Source organism: Cohnella boryungensis (genome assembly GCF_042651945.1).
GTDB lineage: Bacteria > Bacillota > Bacilli > Paenibacillales > Paenibacillaceae > Cohnella > Cohnella boryungensis.
This window is the reverse complement of record NZ_JBHSED010000067.1, coordinates 1-18,655: the sequence shown is the minus strand read 5'-3', so window position 1 is coordinate 18,655 and position 18,655 is coordinate 1. Positions and strand designations below refer to the sequence as shown.

The 18,655-nt window shown below is 54.6% G+C and carries 15 protein-coding genes and 1 pseudogene; 15 read left to right on the top strand and 1 reads right to left on the bottom strand.

Annotated features, from left to right (window positions below):
* Positions 1-28: 28 nt before the first annotated feature.
* The 15 genes and pseudogenes from ACFO1S_RS25635 to ACFO1S_RS25565 all read left to right on the top strand — a co-directional run bounded on the left by ACFO1S_RS25635 (position 29) and on the right by ACFO1S_RS25565 (position 17,647).
* Positions 29-910: a carbohydrate ABC transporter permease gene (locus ACFO1S_RS25635; protein ID WP_204606033.1), complete on the top strand. Its 882-nt coding sequence runs from the start codon at positions 29-31 to the stop codon at positions 908-910.
* Positions 911-947: 37 nt separating this feature from the next.
* Positions 948-1,817 (top strand): carbohydrate ABC transporter permease, encoded by an 870-nt coding sequence (locus ACFO1S_RS25630; protein WP_204606047.1) that lies wholly within the window; start codon positions 948-950, stop codon positions 1,815-1,817.
* Between the two features lie 189 nt (positions 1,818-2,006).
* On the top strand, positions 2,007-3,581 hold the full coding sequence (locus ACFO1S_RS25625; RefSeq protein ID WP_204606034.1) for a response regulator transcription factor: 1,575 nt from the start codon (positions 2,007-2,009) through the stop codon (positions 3,579-3,581).
* Between the two features lie 25 nt (positions 3,582-3,606).
* Positions 3,607-5,349, top strand: coding sequence for a sensor histidine kinase (locus tag ACFO1S_RS25620; protein ID WP_204606035.1), 1,743 nt, complete (start codon positions 3,607-3,609; stop codon positions 5,347-5,349).
* 113 nt (positions 5,350-5,462) lie between these two features.
* Positions 5,463-7,190: an ABC transporter substrate-binding protein gene (locus ACFO1S_RS25615; protein WP_204606036.1), complete on the top strand. Its 1,728-nt coding sequence runs from the start codon at positions 5,463-5,465 to the stop codon at positions 7,188-7,190.
* Positions 7,191-7,406: 216 nt separating this feature from the next.
* Positions 7,407-8,270, top strand: coding sequence for an ABC transporter permease (locus tag ACFO1S_RS25610; RefSeq protein WP_204606048.1), 864 nt, complete (start codon positions 7,407-7,409; stop codon positions 8,268-8,270).
* Positions 8,271-8,283: 13 nt separating this feature from the next.
* The gene (locus tag ACFO1S_RS25605; protein ID WP_204606037.1) at positions 8,284-9,204 is read left to right on the top strand and encodes a carbohydrate ABC transporter permease; all 921 of its coding nucleotides are present in this window, start codon (positions 8,284-8,286) and stop codon (positions 9,202-9,204) included.
* A gap of 13 nt (positions 9,205-9,217) precedes the next feature.
* Positions 9,218-10,381 carry a glycosyl hydrolase family 8 gene (locus tag ACFO1S_RS25600; RefSeq protein WP_204606038.1) on the top strand — a complete coding sequence of 388 codons (1,164 nt, stop codon included), beginning with the start codon at positions 9,218-9,220 and terminating at the stop codon, positions 10,379-10,381.
* 79 nt (positions 10,382-10,460) lie between these two features.
* The gene (locus tag ACFO1S_RS25595) at positions 10,461-11,078 is read left to right on the top strand and encodes a polysaccharide deacetylase family protein (protein ID WP_204606039.1); all 618 of its coding nucleotides are present in this window, start codon (positions 10,461-10,463) and stop codon (positions 11,076-11,078) included.
* A 23-nt stretch (positions 11,079-11,101) separates the two neighbouring features.
* Positions 11,102-13,165 (top strand): alpha-glucuronidase family glycosyl hydrolase, encoded by a 2,064-nt coding sequence (locus ACFO1S_RS25590; RefSeq protein WP_378127817.1) that lies wholly within the window; start codon positions 11,102-11,104, stop codon positions 13,163-13,165.
* Positions 13,166-13,186: 21 nt separating this feature from the next.
* The gene (uxuA, locus tag ACFO1S_RS25585) at positions 13,187-14,263 is read left to right on the top strand and encodes a mannonate dehydratase (protein WP_204606040.1); all 1,077 of its coding nucleotides are present in this window, start codon (positions 13,187-13,189) and stop codon (positions 14,261-14,263) included.
* Complete coding sequence (locus ACFO1S_RS25580) at positions 14,260-15,111, top strand: SDR family oxidoreductase (RefSeq protein WP_204606041.1); 852 nt, start codon at positions 14,260-14,262, stop codon at positions 15,109-15,111. The genes uxuA and ACFO1S_RS25580 overlap by 4 nt, the downstream gene beginning before the upstream one ends.
* A gap of 13 nt (positions 15,112-15,124) precedes the next feature.
* Positions 15,125-15,925, top strand: coding sequence for a Nif3-like dinuclear metal center hexameric protein (locus ACFO1S_RS25575; RefSeq protein ID WP_204606042.1), 801 nt, complete (start codon positions 15,125-15,127; stop codon positions 15,923-15,925).
* A gap of 306 nt (positions 15,926-16,231) precedes the next feature.
* Positions 16,232-17,158, top strand: a pseudogene (locus ACFO1S_RS25570) (endo-1,4-beta-xylanase); the annotation flags it as partial.
* Positions 17,135-17,647: a hypothetical protein gene (locus tag ACFO1S_RS25565; protein ID WP_378127834.1), complete on the top strand. Its 513-nt coding sequence runs from the start codon at positions 17,135-17,137 to the stop codon at positions 17,645-17,647. The pseudogene ACFO1S_RS25570 and the gene ACFO1S_RS25565, both read left to right, overlap by 24 nt.
* A gap of 375 nt (positions 17,648-18,022) precedes the next feature.
* On the opposite strand, the gene ACFO1S_RS25560 is transcribed toward ACFO1S_RS25565, so the two are convergent.
* Entirely contained in the window at positions 18,023-18,109 is an 87-nt protein-coding gene (locus tag ACFO1S_RS25560; protein WP_378127832.1) for a putative holin-like toxin, read from the bottom strand.
* Positions 18,110-18,655 lie beyond the last annotated feature (546 nt).

Genomic DNA, 18,655 nt, shown 5'->3' with positions numbered 1-18,655 from the left:
TTTCTCCGCGCTTGGGGAGGCTAGGCTAATGGATAAGGTTATGTCCAACAAAGGGATTATCGCGCTTTACGTATTGCCCGCATTGCTTCTCATTCTTGGAGTCGTCTACATGCCAATCGTGCTTACGGGCTATTATGGGCTAATGGAGTGGAACGGCATAGGAGCGATGAGTTTTATCGGCTTAGACAATTACGCGGTGCTGCTGCGCGACGAGCAATTCTGGAGCAGCGTCTATCATTCGTTCTTGTTCGCGCTTCTGTCTACGGCGTGCCTGCTTCTCTATATGGGAGTAGCGCTGATCTTGTCCGGGCGTATCCGGGGGGCCAGCTTGTATCGCAAAATCTATTTGCTCCCGATGCTGCTTTCCTCGGTCGCAATTGCTCAGCTGTGGCTGAAGATTTATCATCCAACTTCAGGTATTCTGAACAATCTGCTGACTTCGCTTGGCGTCAAGGAAACACCAGATTGGTTGGCGGACCCCGCGATTGTTCTGGGCGCGCTGTTCGTTCCGATCCTGTGGCAGTATGCGGGCTTTTACATTTTGATTTATTATGCCGCATTCAAGAACATCCCGGCTTCGCTGATCGAGGCCGCGCGCATCGACGGAGCCAGCTCGCTGCAGATTGCGTTGCGCATCAAGGTTCCGCTGATCGCCGAAATGTTCAAGGTGACGATCGTGCTTGCGGTCGTTGGCTCGCTGAAATACTTCGACCTCATCTACGTGATGACGGACGGAGGACCTAACGGAGCAAGCGAGGTCATGGCCTCTTACATGTACCATAAGGCGTTCCGCAGCTTCGATTTTGGATACGGCAGCGCCATCGGCTTCTTCCTGCTCGTGATCTGTTTGTTCGCCACTTGGGGCATTCGCCGCTTAACCGCAACCAAAGACAATATCCAATACTCGTAGGCTGGAGGAGATTCGATTGACTACCGCTGCCAAAGCGATGCGCATCGGTTCGGAACGGAACAGCGACGGTCAGCGCTCGATCGGAAGCCGCCTCTTGTACGGGCTTCTATATGCGGCTTTGACACTGACGGCCGTTCTGCAACTGCTGCCTCTAGTCTGGCTGTTCTTCTTCTCTCTGAAGAACAGCCAGGAGGTGTTCAACCTTCCGCCGTTCTCGCTTCCCTCGAAGCTCAGGTGGGAGAACTATGAGAGCGTATGGTCCCAGGGCAATATCAGCAAATATTTTATCAATAGCGTATGGATTACCGTCGTTTCCGTCGTGCTTACGATTCTGCTGGCCAGCTTCGTTACCTATGCGCTCACGCGCATGAGATGGAGGCTGCGGCCGCTTGTGCTCGGGCTGTTCATGGTGGGGCTGATGATCCCGGTTCATTCGACGCTCATTCCGCTGTTTAACTTGTTCCAGAAGCTGAACATGACGGATTCGCAGCTAAGCCTGATCCTCTCGTACACGGCCTTTAACCTGCCTATTACCATCATGATTCTGCTCGGCTTCTACTACGCGCTTCCGCGCGAGATAGAGGAGGCGGCGGTCATGGACGGCTGCGGCGTCAACCGGGTGTTCCTGCAGATCGTGCTGCCGATGACGGCCTCGGTCATCGTCACTGCGGCAATTATCAACATGATCTATAACTGGAACGAATTCATATTCGTCAATACGTTCATCAGCTCGGACGAACTGAAGACGCTCACGGTAGGCGTACAAAATTTCGTCGGACAATACACGACCAATTGGGGCGCCGTCGGCGCTACGCTAATGATCAGCATTTTGCCGATTCTGCTGGCTTTCCTCCTTCTGAGCAATCGGATCGTGGAGGGCATTGCGGCGGGCTCGGTCAAGGGCTAATACTGAGATGGGGGCTTTCCCGTTGGGAATGCTCCCATCTTCGTTAAAAAGCAAAGGAAAATGTTTAATTTGTATGGTCCACGGGAGTCGGATTCACGGTAAACTAGGTTTGATTACCTGCAAACGAGATGAAAAGATGCTTGACCCGCATAATTGTAAGCGATTACAAAGTGATTCGGGGGGAAGCTTGTGAAGAAGGCCATTCTGGTGGACGACGAGGTATTCGCGCGCAAAGGGCTGATCGGACTTATTCCGTGGGCGAAGCTTGGTTACGAGATTGTAGCCGAGGCCGAGGACGGAGAGGACGCCTTCGCGCTCATCGGCGAGCTTCGGCCCGACGTGGTCATTACGGATGTCCGCATGCCGGTTCTGGACGGGTTGCAGCTCATTCAGAAGGTGCGGGAGCATGGCGACAAAACAACGAAATTCATTATTATTAGCGGCTACGGGGATTTCAAGTATGCGCAGCAGGCGGTTCGCTTCGGCGTAGAGGACTATTTGCTCAAGCCGATCGACGAGGATGAGCTTATCGAAACGTTGACCAGAATCGGGAAGACGTTCGACGGAGATCGGGAATGGAAGGAAGCGGGCAACCGGATAATTCAGGCTTCCGTATTCGAAAGCCTGGTGATCGGGCAGCTGGACGAGAAGCTGCTGGAGGAAGCGGCGATGCTGCTGGGACTACCCCAAGATCGTCCCTTGCGCTATATGAACGTCGAATGGAACGATCTGCCGCCGTCTTTGCCTGAGGACGTTAGAGCGGAACGGATCGAGCAGGCCAAGCTAGCGGTGGTTGAGCTGCTGGCGTTGCGCGGGCAGAGCGGAACGACGCCCTTCTACGCGCGGAGCGGTTCCGAATTCGGCTTTCTTGTGTTCGCCCTTTCGGAGACGGAGGGGGTCAGGGCGCTTGGCGAGGAGTTGGCGAGAACGCTTGAAGCCTGCATGGAAGGCGAGCTGCGCATCTATGCGGGGGCGTCTGTTTCCGGCTTGAGGAGCGTCAAGGAGTCTTACGCCGCGATGGCGGAAACGATGAGCTACAAGTATGCCCTGGATGGAGCGAAGGTCTTGATCTACGAGGAGATCAGGGATAAGGCGCTCGGCTTCAAGGAAGTCGATTCGGCGCTGCATGCCGAGCTGATGGAAAGCCTAGAGGAGCGCGACGAGACGGCCATGGCCAAGCTGGCGGACCGTCTGTTCGGCGCGTTCCGTGAGCAGTCTTATTCTCCGGAATCGGTGCAGGCTTCGATCTTGCGCTGCCTGCACGGAGCGACAGGGATCATTCAGACGATGGGCGGCGACGAGAAAGAGGTGGACAGACTGATCCCCCTTCTGCAATGGCATCATGAGCCGCGAACGCTTAGAGGGCTCAAGGCGCTGTTCACCGCCTTCCTGACGGAATGCGCGGATTACGTAAGCGAGCTTCGTTCCTCCAGAACAAGAGGCGATATCGGGAAAATCAAGAGCTACATCGATGCGCATTACGACGAGAATATCAATCTGAAGAGCATTTCCAAGCGCTTCTACATGAATCCGGTCTATCTCGGGCAGCTGTTTCGAAAAACGTACGGCGTATATTTCAACGAGTACTTGCTGCATATTCGCATAACAGAAGCGAAGAAGCAGCTGAGGCAAACGGACAACAAGGTTTACGAGATCGCGGCGAACGTCGGATTCGGCAATGCGGACTATTTCGTGTGCCAATTCGAAAAAGTCGAGGGCAGGACGCCGACGGAATACAAAAACGCAATGCTGGCGAAAGCCTAGGCGGCAACAGGAGGCTTCAGGCGCAATGAGGATCAGCGGCGCGTTGAACAATATCCGGCTCAGGAACAAAATGCTTATCGTTTACTTCTTATGCGTGTTCATTCCCGTAATCCTCACGATGCTGACGTTCTATACGATCACGACGAACAATGTCAAGAAGCAGAAGCTTCAGGACTTGTCGCTGGCGATCGAGCAGATCCGCAACGAATTCCGGAATCAGGTCGACGCGGTCGTCGGAATTTCGGCGGTGCTGTACAACGATTCCATTCTGAATGAATCGCTGGACCGTCAGTACGACAATCCGGCCGATTATGTCATCAGCTATCATTCCTACACGATGGACATTTTGGAGAAGTATGCTCCTGTATATAGGGCGATCCAGCAGATTACGGTGTACACGAACAACGACACGATTATTTACGGCGGCCACGTTCTCCCGCTCTCGCCGGAAGTGAAGAAGCAAGGCTGGTACAGGGAGCTGGAGCAATCCAACACCTCCAACCCGATTATCGTCCGGGACGGCGCCTCCCCTATGCAGCCGGCGATCAGCATCGTCCGCAAGATGAGCGATTCCGCCGGTCCGGGCCACCATGCCAAAGTCATGAAAATCGATCTGCATCCCGAGCTGATCATGCAGGCCTTCCATAATGTCACGCTGGCCGGCAATGTGTATTTGCTGTCCGGCGAGGAGGTTCAGTACGTGGCGACGCCGAACGGAGCGCTGACGGATGCGGCCGCGAAGGCCTCGTTCGATCAACCGGGAAGGGACGCCATCATGCTGGAGGAGAGCTTCGACGGCGTCGGCTACTTGCGTAATTGGCGCGTCGTCGGGGAGTTTCAGGAGGGAGAGGTGCTTGAAGAGGTGCGGAAGTCGCGGGAGTTCGTGATCTATATGGCGCTTCCGAATATTATTGTTCCCACGCTTATTATCATCTGGTTTACCCGATCGTTGAACGAGCGTCTCATTCGCATTCTCAAACAGATGAAACGGGTGAAGAATCACAGCTTCGACACGATCGACAACTCCGAAACGAAGGACGAGATCGGCCAGCTGACGATGGAGTTCAACCGAATGACCTTGCAGATCAGAAGTCTGATTCATGACGTCTATATGGCGGATATCCAGAAGAAGGAGCTGGAGCTGAAGCGGAATCAGTCTCAACTGCACGCGCTCCAGAGCCAGATTAATCCCCATTTTCTATTTAATTCGCTGGAGACGATCCGGATGAGAAGCTTGATGAAGTCCGAGGAGGAAACGGCGAGAATCATTCATCACATGGCGAAAATCTTCCGCAAATCGCTGACCTGGGGGAAGGACCTCGTTACGGTCAAGGACGAGCTCGATCTGGTAGACAGCTTCCTGCAAATTCAAAAATATCGGTTCGGGGACAAGCTGGACTATCGAATCGAAGCCGATCCCGAATGCAGCGGCGAGCTGATTCCGAAGATGACGCTTCAGCCGCTTGTGGAGAACGCCAGTATCCATGGAATCGAGGCGCTCAAAAGCTCGGGCATGATCACGGTGCGCGTGAGCAAAACGCCCGAGGGCATGCTCTGCATGGTCAGCGACAACGGGGTAGGCATTCCCGAGGACAAATTAGCCGAGCTGCTCCACGATCTTCGCCACAGCGAGGAGATCGGGGAGAGCGTGGGCGTGCGCAACGTATTTCTAAGACTGAGACTGTTCTATGGCGAGCGCGCGGCCTTCGAGATCAAGAGCACAAGAGGCGAGGGCACCTCGGTTATCCTTGCGCTGGGTTCTCTTTAATTTTCAAAGCGCGATATATAGTTTATTGGGTAAACAAAGGTCGAATCCCCTTATATACTGAAAGTGCTTACTAAAAGCGCTTACAACTTCACAATTGGAGAGGGGTATCTTCATTGAAAACGAGGAAAAAATGGCTGCTCGGCGCTCTGTCGCTGACGCTGCTGACGGCGCTGGTCGGCTGTTCGGGGGGCAACGGCAAGGCAGGAGAGAGCGCTGCGCCCAGCCCGAGCGGATCGGAGTCGGCGCCAAGCTCGCAGGCGGCGAGCGAAGAGCCGAAGCCGGAGCCGATCACTTTTACTTATTTTAATGCGACCGCGAACAAAGATACGGACACGAACAAGACCGAGATCGGCAAAATTCTGGAGGAGCAAACGGGCGTCAACTTCAGAATCGAGTATCTCGTTGGAGACTTGAACACAAAGATCGGCACGATGATCGCCAGCGACATTTATCCGGACATTATGCAGCCGGACGCGGGCATCGACAAGATTCTGGAAGCCGGAGCCTTTATCCCGCTTAACGATCTTATCGAACAGTACGGTCCGAATATCAAACGAGTCTACGAGCCTTATTTCAACCTGATGAAGGCGGATGACGGCAACATTTATTTCCTTCCGTTCAGCGCCATCGTCGGGGAATATACGCCGAACGCGTCTATCGACCAAGGCGCTTTCTGGATACAGAATCGCGTGCTGAAGGAAGCCGGGTATCCGAAGGTTAAGACGTTCGACGAGTATTTCAAGCTTATCGAAGATTACATTGCGAATCATAAGGATGAGAAGCTGACCGGCTTTATGTCGCTGACGCACGACTGGCGCTTCTTCGCCACGACAAACCCGCCGAACCATCTGCAAGGGTATCCGAACGACGGCGAAGTTCAGGTCGATATGAACACGATGGACGCCAAAATCTATGCGACCAACGACGGAACGAAGCGTTGGCTGCAGAAGCTGAACGAGCTTAACGGCAAAGGGCTGTACGACAAGTCCTCCTTCGTCGACAATTACGATCAGTATATGGCCAAGATTACCTCCGGCAGAGTGCTCGGCTACTTCGATTACGGCTGGCAGGTCAATCAAGCGCATCAGACGCTCAAGGCCGAAACGGTCAAGAACGGCGGCAACGACGATCTGGAATATTTCCCGCTCCCGATTGTATACGATGCAAGCATCAAGGATCAGTATATCGACCCGTCTTCCTTCATTAACAATCGCGGTATCGGGATTACCAAGAGCGCGAAGGACGCGGTCAGAATTATCAAGTTCTTCGACAATCTGCTGACGGACGAGAACCAGAAGCTGGTGCAATGGGGCATTCAGGGCAAGACCTACGAGGTCAACGATCAGGGTCGTCTCTACAGAACGCAGGAGCAGATCGATCAATTGAAAGACAACGACTACAAGCGTCAAGTCGGTCTTGGTCATTTTGAGTATTACTGGCCGATGTACGGCCAAGGCTCCAAATTCCCGGACGGCAACGTCGTTACCGCAGGAAGACAGCCGGAGGTCGCGCAAGCCTCGTATACGCAAGCGGAGAAAGACCGCCTGGCCAAATACGGCGTTCAGACTTATGCAGAGCTGTTCTCTGGCCCGGACGATCGTCCGTGGTATCCGGCCTGGAGCATCGCGCTGGAGCAAGGCTCGCCAGCGCAAATCTACACCGCCAAGAAGGTCGACGTGCAGCGCAAGTATTTCGCGAAGATCGTTCTCGCTTCTCCTGACAAGTTCGAGAGCAACTGGAACGAATTCCTGAACGAGTACGCCAAGCTGCCCGTAGCGGAGTATGAGAAGACGATGTCTGACGAGATCAAGGAAAAAGTCGCCAAGATCAAAGGCAACTAAACAAACGGGGAAGGTCGGAGTCCGCAAGGTTACGGCTTCCGGTCTTTCCCGGTTTTACGATCTCTTCAACCGCAGCGTCTGGAACGGAGATAAGGAGCGACCGCCTTGTTAAAAAACTACGAGCTAGAACCATCCGTCGACCGGCTGCCTCTTGGCAGAAAATCCGGCGTTAATTCGTTTTTGTATAGACTCATCAAGCAGAAAACGCTGGTGTTTATGTCCATCCCTTTTCTGCTGTGGCTGTTCGTGTTCAAGTACATTCCTCTATGGGGCTGGACGATCGCCTTCCAGAATTTCAAACCGGGCAAGCCGTTCGGAGAGCAGAAATGGGTCGGCTTTCAGCAATTCGATTTCATGTTCTCGGATGACCGGTTTGTCACGGTATTGCGCAATACGCTGGCGATGAGCTCCATCAATTTCGTGCTGGGATTCGTGACTGCTATCACGCTGGCGCTGCTGCTTAATGAGTTGAGGGTTGTCCTGTTCAAGCGAGTGGTACAGACCATCAGCTATTTGCCGCATTTTATTTCTTGGGTCGTAGCCGCTACGATCATTCAAACGACGCTGTCGGCAGACGGCGGCGTCATCAACGAAATTTTAATGGGCCTGGGATGGATTAGCGAGCCGATTCTATGGCTCGGCGAAGGGAAGTACTTCTGGGGAATCATCGGCGTTTCCGAGGTATGGAAAAACGTAGGCTGGAATACGATCATCTATTTGGCAGCCTTGACGACAATCGATACGTCGCAGTATGAGGCCGCAGAGATCGACGGCGCGGGAAGGATTCAGAAAATCTGGCACGTCACGCTTCCGGGCATTCGTCCAGTTATCATCATACTGATGATTCTGACGTTGGGACAAATCCTGGAAACCGGGTTCGAGCCGCAATATTTGCTCGGCAACGGTCCCAATCTTGATTATTCGGAAAATCTCGAAATATTCATTTTGAAATACGGTATGAATTTGGGCAATTACTCGCTTTCCGTCGCTGCGGGCATATTCAAGACGGTCATCAGCATCGTGCTGCTGTTCTCGGCCAACCATCTCGCGAAGCGGCTGGGACAGGATCGATTGTTCTAAGGAGGAGAGCGAAATGGCGAAGCTGCAAGGAACTTACAGGCACCGATTGTCGTTTGGCGACCGGGCGTTCGATATAGCGAACTACATCTTCATGATTTTGTTGATGATCGTGACGATCTACCCTTTCGTGAATATGCTGGCGGTTTCCCTGAACGATGCATCAGATTCCGTCAAAGGCGGGATTTACGTCTGGCCAAGGGTTTTAACCTGGGATAACTACGATTATGTGTTTAAGCAAGCGACGATTCTCCATTCTACATTCATCTCCGTCGCGCGGACGGTTATCGGCACGCTGATCTCCACCTTCTGCTCGGCGATGGTCGCCTATACGATCAGCCGACCGGAATTCGTGCTCAGGAAATTCGTCACGCTTGCGTTCGTGCTCACGATGTATTTCAACGGCGGTCTGATTCCGAATTTCCTGCTCATGCGGGAGCTCGATCTTCTGGGGAGCTTCTGGGTGTATATCGTTCCGGGGATCGTCGGCGTATTTAACGTGATTGTTATTCGCTCGTTTATCGAAGCATTGCCCGAGGGCATTCTGGAGTCCGCCAGAATCGACGGGGCCGGGGAGTTTACGACCTTTTTGCGGATTGTGCTTCCGCTCTCGACGCCCGTGCTGGCCACGACGTCGTTGTTTACGGCGGTCTATCATTGGAATTCCTGGTTTGACGTGTTTCTTTACAACTCTTCCTTTATCGATCTGAGTACTTTACAATACGAACTAATGAAGATGCTGCAAAATTCCAACGCTTCCATTTCTTCTTCAGGGGGTAGCATGGATGGCTCGGGAGGATCGTCGGCGAATTTCGTCACTCCAACCTCGATCCGGGCAACCATGACGATCGTAGCCAGTCTGCCTATCGTTATGGTTTATCCGTTCCTGCAAAGATACTTCGTGAAGGGGATGACACTCGGAGGCGTGAAAGGATGAGGATGATAGGGTGATGGGCAGAGCAACCGGGACGGGGGCATCCAGCAGCGGCGCCTATCGTAACCTGCTTTTGGATTACGGCTATAGCGAGTCGGACATCGCCGCGAGGCTGGAACAGACATGGGAGCAGTTGTTCGGCCGAAATGACGAGACGAGAATTTATTTTCCGGCGGACAACGAGATGGGTTATATGCTCGACACCGGCAATGACGACGTTCGGACGGAAGGCATGTCCTACGGAATGATGATGGCCGTTCAGCTGGACAAACGTGAGATATTTGACCGAATATGGAAATGGTCGTATCGTTATATGTGGATGTCCGAGGGAGACAATGCCGGATATTTCGCTTGGTCCTGCAACCCGGACGGAACGAAGCGGGCGACCGGCCCCGCTCCGGACGGAGAGGAGTATTTCGCGCTTGCGCTCTTCTTCGCCTCTCATCGCTGGGGGGATGGACCTGCGCCGTTCGATTACGGCACGAAGGCCAGGGAGCTGCTGCGCGAATGCCTTCATAAGGGGGAGAACGGCAGCCGCGGATATCCGATGTGGAACCCTCGCAACAAGCTGATCAAATTCATACCGGAGTGCGATTATACGGATCCATCCTATCATCTGCCGCACTTCTATGAGCTGTTCGCGTTATGGGCTTACGAGGAGGATCGGCTTTTCTGGAAGCAAGCGGCGCAGGCCAGCAGGGAGCATCTGAGACTCGCCTGCCACCCGGAGACCGGCTTGTCGCCCGAATATGCCCATTATGACGGGACGCCCAACAACGATCGCGGCTACGGGCATTTCTTCAGCGATTCGTATCGGGTAGCGGCCAACATCGGCTTGGAAGCGGCATGGTTTGGAGCCGACGAGTGGATGACGCGGGAAGTCCGGCTTATTCAAGCATTCTTCGCCGATAAGAGCCCCGACGATTACCGCAAGTATACGATCGCCGGCGAGCCGTTCGAGAAGAGATCGCTTCACCCTGTGGGCCTAACGGCGACGAATGCGATGGCTTCGCTGGCCGATCCTGACGGACCTTATGCGGCTTTGAGCGTTGAGAGGTTCTGGAATACGCCTGTTCGAACGGGCAGGAGACGATATTACGATAACTGCCTGTACTTATTCGCGATGCTGGCGCTAAGCGGCCATTACCGGATATGGTTCCCTTACGAGTCTGAACAATAGCTAGCGTGAAGAGCCCCTTCCTTGACGGGGGCTCTTCGCTCGTCCGGTCTAGAAGGATACATTGAGGAGAGGGAAATGCATGAAAACATGGGAGCTGCTGCATGAGGTCGATACCCAACGCAAGGAGATCGCTCTGACGTTCGACGACGGGCCATGCCCGATCTATACGCCGCAAATCGTCAGCTTGCTTGCGGAAGTGTCCGGCAAGGGAACTTTTTTTATGATCGGGGAAGAGATGGAAGCGCATTCAGATGTTGTCCGATCCGTTGTTGACGCGGGTCACGAGATCGGGAATCACACTTTCAGCCATCCGGCTCTGACGAACCTGAGCGTTGAACAATGCCGCGCGGAGCTGGAAAGAACAGATGCGCTGATTCACGAGCTTACGGGGCGCAGGCCGCTTGTCTTTCGACCTCCCTATATGGCTTACAACGAGGAGGTTGGGAATATCTCCTTGGAGGCCGGGTATAGAGCCATAGGTGCGGTCAACGGGGAAGCCCGGGACTGGGATCAGCCTGGAGTCGGGCATATTGTCGAGAAGTCGATGGAGACGACTCGGAGCGGGAGCATTCTGCTCTTCCATGACGGCTGGGGGGATCGCAGCCAGACGGTGGAAGCCGTAGGCGTGCTTCTGCGTGCATGGAGCGAACAGGGCTATCGGTTTGTGACTGTCAGCGAATTGCTGGCCGATCGTTAGACAATGAAAGGGGAGACGATAGCGTGAAGAGAAGGAAGGCCGGAGGCGGCTACGAGGGTTGGCTGAAGTATTCCTTAATAGAAGACGCCGGAATGCGCGAGGCGTATGCGGAGAAGTGCTCCCGTCTGGCGGTGGTTGGCGATTCGCCGGTCATGGCATCTGCGCGGAGAGAGCTGAAGCTGGCCCTGTCCGGGCTGCTTGGCATCGTACCGGAGGAAAGCGAGCTGCCGGATCGCGGTCCCTTGCTTGTGGCCGGCGTGCCGGATCGCTCGCAGCTATTCGAGCCGCTGGCGGCGGCTGGCGATCTGTCCGGGCTTGGAGAGGAAGGCTACGTTATCGAGTCGTCGTCAGATGGGAGAGTATACTTGGCCGGCCTTACGGACAGGGCGGTCTTGTACGCCGTCTTCGGATTTATCCGGCTGCTTCAGAACGGAGAGGATCTGGAGGAAATCCGCATTCGCGAGACTCCCGCGAACGGACTGCGTATGCTGAACCACTGGGATAACCTGGACGGCTCCGTGGAGCGGGGTTATGCGGGCAAAAGCCTGTTTTTTAACAACGGCGAGATAACGGACGATCTGGAGCGGATCGAGGATTATGCCAGACTGCTCGCTTCGTGCGGCATCAATGCGGCGGCGATCAACAACGTCAACGTTCACAAGCAGGAAACGCTGTTGATTACCGATGCGTACTTGCCCGAGGTTTCGAGAATTGCGGCGATTTTTCGATCATGCGGGATCCGGCTGTTTCTAAGCGTCAACTACGCCAGCCCGATGGAAATCGGCGGCTTGAATACGGCCGATCCTCTGAACGCGGACGTAGCGGCATGGTGGAAATCGGCTGTCGGGAACGTCTATCGGCATATTCCCGATTTTGGCGGGTTTCTGGTGAAGGCCGATTCGGAATTCAGACCGGGACCGTTCACGTACGGCCGAAATCATGCGGATGGCGCCAATCTGCTGGCCGATGCGCTTGCACCGTTCGGCGGGCTAGTCGTCTGGCGATGCTTCGTCTATAACTGTCTGCAGGATTGGCGGGATCGCTCTACGGACAGGGCGCGCGCCGCTTACGATCATTTTATGCCGCTCGACGGGGATTTTCGGGACAACGTGCTGCTGCAGATCAAGAACGGGCCGATGGATTTTCAGGTGCGAGAGCCTGTGTCGCCGCTGCTCGGCGGGATGAAGCGGACCAATCAACTGCTGGAGCTTCAGATTACCCAGGAGTATACTGGACAGCAGAGGCATCTTTGCTATCTAGTTCCTCAATGGAAGGAAGTGATTGAATTCGACACGCGAGCTCGGGGGGAAGGCTCGCTCGTTGCCCGAGTCGTCGACGGCTCGCTGTTCGGCCGGCGTCTCGGCGGAATGGCTGCGGTCGCGAACGTCGGGGATGCTCCGAACTGGACGGGACACTTGCTGGCCCAGGCTAATCTGTACGGCTATGCGCGACTTGCCTGGAATCCGGGCCTGAGCTCGGAGGAAATCGCCCGGGAATGGGTAAGGATGACATTCGGGCGGGATTGGGAAGCGGAGCGGGTTATCCTGCAAATGCTGCTTGACTCCTACAATATCTATGAAGCTTATACGGCTCCGCTAGGCGTAGGGTGGATGGTTAATCCCGACCATCATTACGGGCCGAACGTCGACGGCTATGAATATGCCAAGTGGGGCACCTATCATTATGCCGACCGTGACGGCATCGGCGTCGACCGCACGGTCGCGACCGGTACCGGCTTTGCGGGGCAGTACCATTCGCCGAACTCGGAAAGGTACGAGTCGCGCGAGAGCTGCCCGGATGAACTGCTGCTGTTTTTCCACCATGTCCCCTACAAGCATAGGCTGAATTCCGGCAAAACCGTAATTCAGCACATCTACGATTCGCGCTTCGAGGGGGCCGAGCGGGCGGCCGAGCTGCTTACGCTCTGGGAATCGATCGGGGAACGCATCGATGAGGAACTGTACGGTCAGGTCCGTCAGCGTCTCCTGCATCAGCGGGAGCACGCATGCGAGTGGCGGGACATTCTGAATACTTACTTCTACCGGAAATCCGGTATCGCGGATGAGCACGGACGAATGATCTACTAGGATCCAGGAGGAGAAAAGCCGATGAGAATGGTGTTCCGCTGGTATGGTGAGGGCAACGACACGGTTACGCTGGAGCAAATCCGGCAAATTCCGGGAGTAGAGGGCATCGTGTGGGCGCTGCACGATCTTCCTGCGGGCGAAGAGTGGCCCATGGAGCGAATTGCCGAGTATAAGGAAAAGGCCGCGGCTTACGGTCTGCATACGGAGGTAGTCGAGAGCGTTAACGTGCATGAGGATATTAAGCTGGGCCTGCCTTCGCGAGATTACTATATCGACAATTACAAGAAAACGATCGTCAAGCTTGCGGAGGCCGGTGTCAAAACGATTTGCTACAATTTCATGCCGGTATTCGACTGGGTTCGAACCGATCTGTACAAGGAGCTCGGCGATGGAGCGACGGCGCTGTTCTACGAGAAGGCCAAGATCGAAGGGATGGACCCTGCCGAGCTGGTCGATCGCATCGCCAATGAACTCAATTTTACAATGCCGGGCTGGGAGCCGGAGCGGCTGAAGCAGCTTTCTCCGCTGTTTGCCGCTTACCGCGAGGTTTCGGAGGAGCAGCTGTGGAGCAATCTCCGCTACTTTCTGGAGGCGATCATTCCTGTAGCGGAGGACTGCGGCATCCAAATGGCCATCCATCCCGACGATCCGCCTTGGCCGATCTTCGGTTTGCCGCGTATTATGACCGGGGCCGACGCCTTCCGCCGCTTGCTTGGCCTGGTAGATAGCCCCGCGAACGGATTGACCCTGTGCAGCGGCTCCCTCGGGGCGAATCCCCGCAACGATATTCCCGCTATGATCAGGGAGTTCGCCGGTCGTATTCCATTCGCGCACATTCGGAACGTACGAGTCTATGACAACGGGGATTTTATCGAGACGTCCCACCGCACGTCGGATGGAACCGTGGATATTGCCGGAATTGTACAGGCGTATCACCAAACCGGATTTACCGGCTATGCGCGGCCGGATCATGGCCGTCATATTTGGGGCGAGCAATGCCGACCGGGGTATGGTCTGTATGACAGGGCGCTGGGAATCATGTATCTGTGGGGGCTTTGGGATTCATTGGAGCACGGCAGGAAGGAGCGGTTGGCATGAGTCTGCCGATTCACGACAGCTTAAGAGGCAAGGTCGCCGCGGTTACCGGAGGCAGCGGCGTGCTATGCTCGGCAATGGCTATGGAGCTTGGCCGTCAAGGGATGAAAGTGGCGATCCTGAACCGGAAGCGGGACAACGGCCTTCTCGTAGCGGACGGCATTCGCCGGCTTGGCGGGGAGGCTATCGCGGTGGAGTGCAACGTGCTTGACGCGATGAGCGTGAGCGAAGCGGCCGATCAAGTCCGGGAGCAGTTGGGCGAGTGTTCGCTCCTGATCAACGGGGCTGGCGGCAACCATCCGGACGGCAGCACGACGAACGAGACGTTCAGGCCTTCGGACCTGGAACAAGAGGGCATTCGTACCTTTTTTGATTTGACGAAGGAAGGGTTCGGCTACGTATTCGATCTGAATTTTCTCGGAACGCTGCTGCCCTCGCAGGCTTTCGCCAAACAGATGATCGGCAGGCCCGGATCGACGATCATTAATGTTTCCTCCATGAGCGCTCCCAGTCCGATGACGAAGGTTCCCGCTTACAGCGCGGCGAAGGCGGCCGTGGATAATTTTACGCAATGGCTGGCCGTTCACCTGGCGGAAGCAGGCGTTCGGGTCAATGCCATCGCGCCGGGATTTTTCTTGACGGAGCAGAATCGTTCGCTGCTTATGCAGGAGGACGGCTCTTTGACAGAAAGGTCGCACAAAATTATCGCTCATACGCCGATGCGCCGGTTCGGAAGGCCGGAGGATTTGCTGGGCACGCTGCTCTGGCTGGCCGACGATCGGGCTTCAGGCTTCGTTACGGGCGCCACAATTCCCGTGGACGGCGGCTTTATGGCCTATTCCGGGGTATAGAGGGGGCGATGCCTTGGGTCTGACGATACAAGAGGTGATCGACACCTTGACGGAGCAGATCGGGCAGTTTCCGAAAGGGACGGATCGTCTGTTATACGGGGACGCACTCTCGCCCGTGCGAGGGATAGCCGTCGCATTTATGCCGACGGTTCAGGTGCTGCAGCAAGCGATCTCGCAGGGGGCCAATCTGGTCATTGCACACGAGGGAGTCTTCTATCGCCATGAAGAGATAGGATTGACGGATGCGGCCGCCAAGGAGCCGGTCTTCGCCGCAAAGCGGCGCTTGATCGAAGAGATGGGATTAGCCGTCTACCGTTGTCATGACAGCTTGCATGCGATGAGGCCGGATGTCATCATGCAGGGCTTGCTTCGGGAGCTCGGCTGGCAGGAGCATGTCGTGGAAGAGCAGCCGACGGCGACGATGGTTTCGCTTCCCGAAGGTACAGTCGGAACAGTCGCCGAATGGGTGAAGGCGCGGCTGGGGCTCGCTTCGCTCCGGCTTGTCGGCGATCCGGCGATGCCGTGCCGGCGCATCGGGCTGTTAGTCGGCTATCGTGGCGGAAGGGAGCAGGCGGTGCCTCTATACGAAAGCTGCGGACTTGATCTGATTCTGTACGGCGAGGGCCCGGAGTGGGAGACGCCCGAGTACGTGCGGGATGCGATCCAGCTTGGGCAGCGAAAGGCTTTGCTGGTGCTCGGCCATCGGGAAAGCGAACAGCCGGGCATGAAGCTTCTGGCCGACTGGCTGAGCGGCTGGTTTCCCGGCACTCCTGTTCGCTTCTATTCGGAGGAGCCTGTTTTTACCGTGGTTTAACATGCGTTTGTCCAATTGAACGATCCGTGAATGCGCCCCTTCCGGGGCGTTTTTTGGCATGCGGAGAGCTCGGTTTATATAGAAACGATCGCTGATTCTCATTGCCTATTTTATGTAAAGCCTATATTTTTCAAGTAATTGCTAAATTTATTCCATTAAAATAAATTACGCAAATCGGTAAAATATGAAATGTAAGCGATTTAAATAAACGAGAGGGGGGAGAAGCGCAAGTAGGGAAAATAGAGATTCCATGCTGAATTCCAAAAAAGCAAAGGAGAATGAGTAATGTTAAGGTCCAAATGGATAATGTGGGGTGCCGCGTTCGTGATGATAACCTCCGTTCTGGCTTCCGCCTGGGTTGCTCCGGCAAGCGCAGGTCTCGCCAGCGGGAACAAGTTTCTGGGCAACATTATCGCCAATTCCGTTCCATCGAGCTTCGGTACTTATTGGAATCAAGTGACGCCGGAGAATTCGACCAAGTGGGGAGCCGTCGAGTCGACGAGAAACAGTATGAATTGGAGTGCTGCGGATACGGCCTATAACTATGCTAGAAATAATGGCTTCCCGTTCAAGTTTCACACACTTGTATGGGGAAGTCAGGAGCCGGGCTGGATCGGGAGCTTGTCCAACAACGACAAACGCGCTGAAGTCGTTCAATGGATTCAAGCCGCCGGGCAGAGATACCCGAACGCCGAATTCGTAGACGTCGTGAACGAGCCGCTCCATGCAAAGCCCTCTTACCGGAATGCGATCGGCGGAGACGGCGCAACGGGCTGGGATTGGGTCATCTGGTCATTCGAACAAGCCAGGCAAGCCTTTCCTAATGCGAAGCTATTAATTAACGAGTATGGGATCATCAGCGATCCGGGCGCGGCGGCCAATTACGTCCAGATCATTAACTTGCTGAAAGCCAGGGGCTTGATCGATGGGATCGGGATTCAATGCCATTACTTTAATATGGACACGGTCTCGGTAAGCACAATGAATTCCGTTTTGAACACGTTGGCGGCGACTGGCCTTCCTATCTATGTGTCCGAGCTGGATATGACCGGGAACGACGCTACGCAACTCTCCCGCTACCAGCAGAAATTCCCGGTGCTTTGGGAGCATTCGGCTGTCAAAGGAGTTACGCTCTGGGGCTACATTGAGGGACAGACCTGGCAATCGGGCTCGCAATTGATTACAAGCTCGGGGGCGGAGCGTCCGGCGATGCAATGGCTGAGACAGTATCTAAGCGGAACCTCCGGCGGAGGCGGAGGTACGGGCGGAACCGGGGCATATGCTGATTTTGAATCAGGGACTGACGGCTGGACAGCTTCTAATATTTCCGGAGGGCCTTGGTCAACGACCGCCTGGAGCTCCAAGGGTTTAAAGTCGCTACAGGTGGACATCCAGATGTCCAACGGAAGTCAGCATTACATGTTCAAGAGCGGGAATTTCAGCTTTACGGGGTCGCAGTTGAAGGCGACGGTCAAGGGTGCGGGCTGGGGCAACTACGGATCGGGTTTAGGCGTCAAATTGTATGTCAAGCATGGCAACAGTTACACCTGGAAAGACAGCGGATGGTTAACAATCAGCGCCGGTGGAGTCGCCAACCTCACACTGGACCTGACAGGGGTCGACAAAGCTAATATTAAGGAGTACGGCGTGCAGATGATCGATGCAAGCAATTCATCCGGCCAAACCTCTGTATATGTTGACAATGTGTACCTATGGAATTAGCGAAGGCGGAATCTGAGCGAATGCTGACCGCAAGTCCAGAGTGCTCCGTAAGCTGACTGTGCAAGAGTATGGAAGGCTGAATGGAAAGGGTGGGCGGCTGCTGAAGCCGCTCGGCCTTTTTAGACGATCAGAGAGCGGACAAGCTTATCCTCATCTAATAGATGATCTAACAATGCGTATGCCGCCATACGAAAGGACGGCGAAGCCGTTTTACTTGGCTGCTAGGTAGGGTAATTTATTATGCGGTTGCAAACAGAAGGGGAGTTAAAGCCGCAAAGCTTAAAAGAGGGTCGGACCAACAGCGGCCCGACCCGACGCAAGCAGGCGGCGGTTTGTTTCACAGTATGGCTTCACACCAGACAGGAACCAAGTGGATTACTTTCTCTTCTCGATGTAGCTCAGCAACGTGAGGATGAATACGCCGAATGCGAAGAGAACCGAGAACGATTGGAAGATATCCATAACACAGCCTCCCCCTTCCGCGAAGAGCTGTCCGCCGCCTGCAAGCGTAGGTTAACAATAATCTATGATGGTTAATTATGGAAGAGTTCTAAGCACTATTGTTTCTACATTTTTCTTCCATTGTATTTGAGAGAGGGCAAGGCGGCGTCCACGAAGCGCATCCATTCGCTGTAAAGCGGGTTCTAGAGCGCTTATTGCAGAAGCGCCGCCGTTTGCGCCTGCGTAGAAAGTGTCCGGTCACGTCGAAAAGTTTATCTGGAATATTATTTCAGTTGCCAAACGAGTATAGATCATGATATATTCTATTTCCGCCACGAAAGATGTCGAAGATTCGCAAGCCTGCAAAATCTATAAAAGCTGAAAAATAGCGAATGGTAAATTTTGAGGGTTGCAAGATGTCGAATAGTGCGGTATGATGTAATTCCTGCTTCGGAAACGGAGCTGGGCGCAAGAAGAAACACCGAATGGTTCTTTGAAAACTGAACATTGAGCGTAAGAAACAAAAACGTCGGAAGACGGCTTCGGTCGTCGGAAGGCAAACCAGCA

Excerpts from the sequence above, each read along its gene's own strand:
- ACFO1S_RS25565 (WP_378127834.1), top strand. The coding sequence starts at position 17,135 with ATGCAATGGCTGAGACAGTATCTAAGCGGAACCTCCGGCGGAGGCGGA.
- ACFO1S_RS25600 (WP_204606038.1), top strand. The coding sequence starts at position 9,218 with ATGGGCAGAGCAACCGGGACGGGGGCATCCAGCAGCGGCGCCTATCGT.
- ACFO1S_RS25620 (WP_204606035.1), top strand. The coding sequence starts at position 3,607 with ATGAGGATCAGCGGCGCGTTGAACAATATCCGGCTCAGGAACAAAATG.
- ACFO1S_RS25610 (WP_204606048.1), top strand. The coding sequence starts at position 7,407 with ATGTCCATCCCTTTTCTGCTGTGGCTGTTCGTGTTCAAGTACATTCCT.
- ACFO1S_RS25560 (WP_378127832.1), bottom strand. The coding sequence starts at position 18,109 with ATGGATATCTTCCAATCGTTCTCGGTTCTCTTCGCATTCGGCGTATTC.
- uxuA (WP_204606040.1), top strand. The coding sequence starts at position 13,187 with ATGAGAATGGTGTTCCGCTGGTATGGTGAGGGCAACGACACGGTTACG.
- ACFO1S_RS25635 (WP_204606033.1), top strand. The coding sequence starts at position 29 with ATGGATAAGGTTATGTCCAACAAAGGGATTATCGCGCTTTACGTATTG.
- ACFO1S_RS25595 (WP_204606039.1), top strand. The coding sequence starts at position 10,461 with ATGAAAACATGGGAGCTGCTGCATGAGGTCGATACCCAACGCAAGGAG.
- ACFO1S_RS25630 (WP_204606047.1), top strand. The coding sequence starts at position 948 with ATGCGCATCGGTTCGGAACGGAACAGCGACGGTCAGCGCTCGATCGGA.
- ACFO1S_RS25580 (WP_204606041.1), top strand. The coding sequence starts at position 14,260 with ATGAGTCTGCCGATTCACGACAGCTTAAGAGGCAAGGTCGCCGCGGTT.
- ACFO1S_RS25605 (WP_204606037.1), top strand. The coding sequence starts at position 8,284 with ATGGCGAAGCTGCAAGGAACTTACAGGCACCGATTGTCGTTTGGCGAC.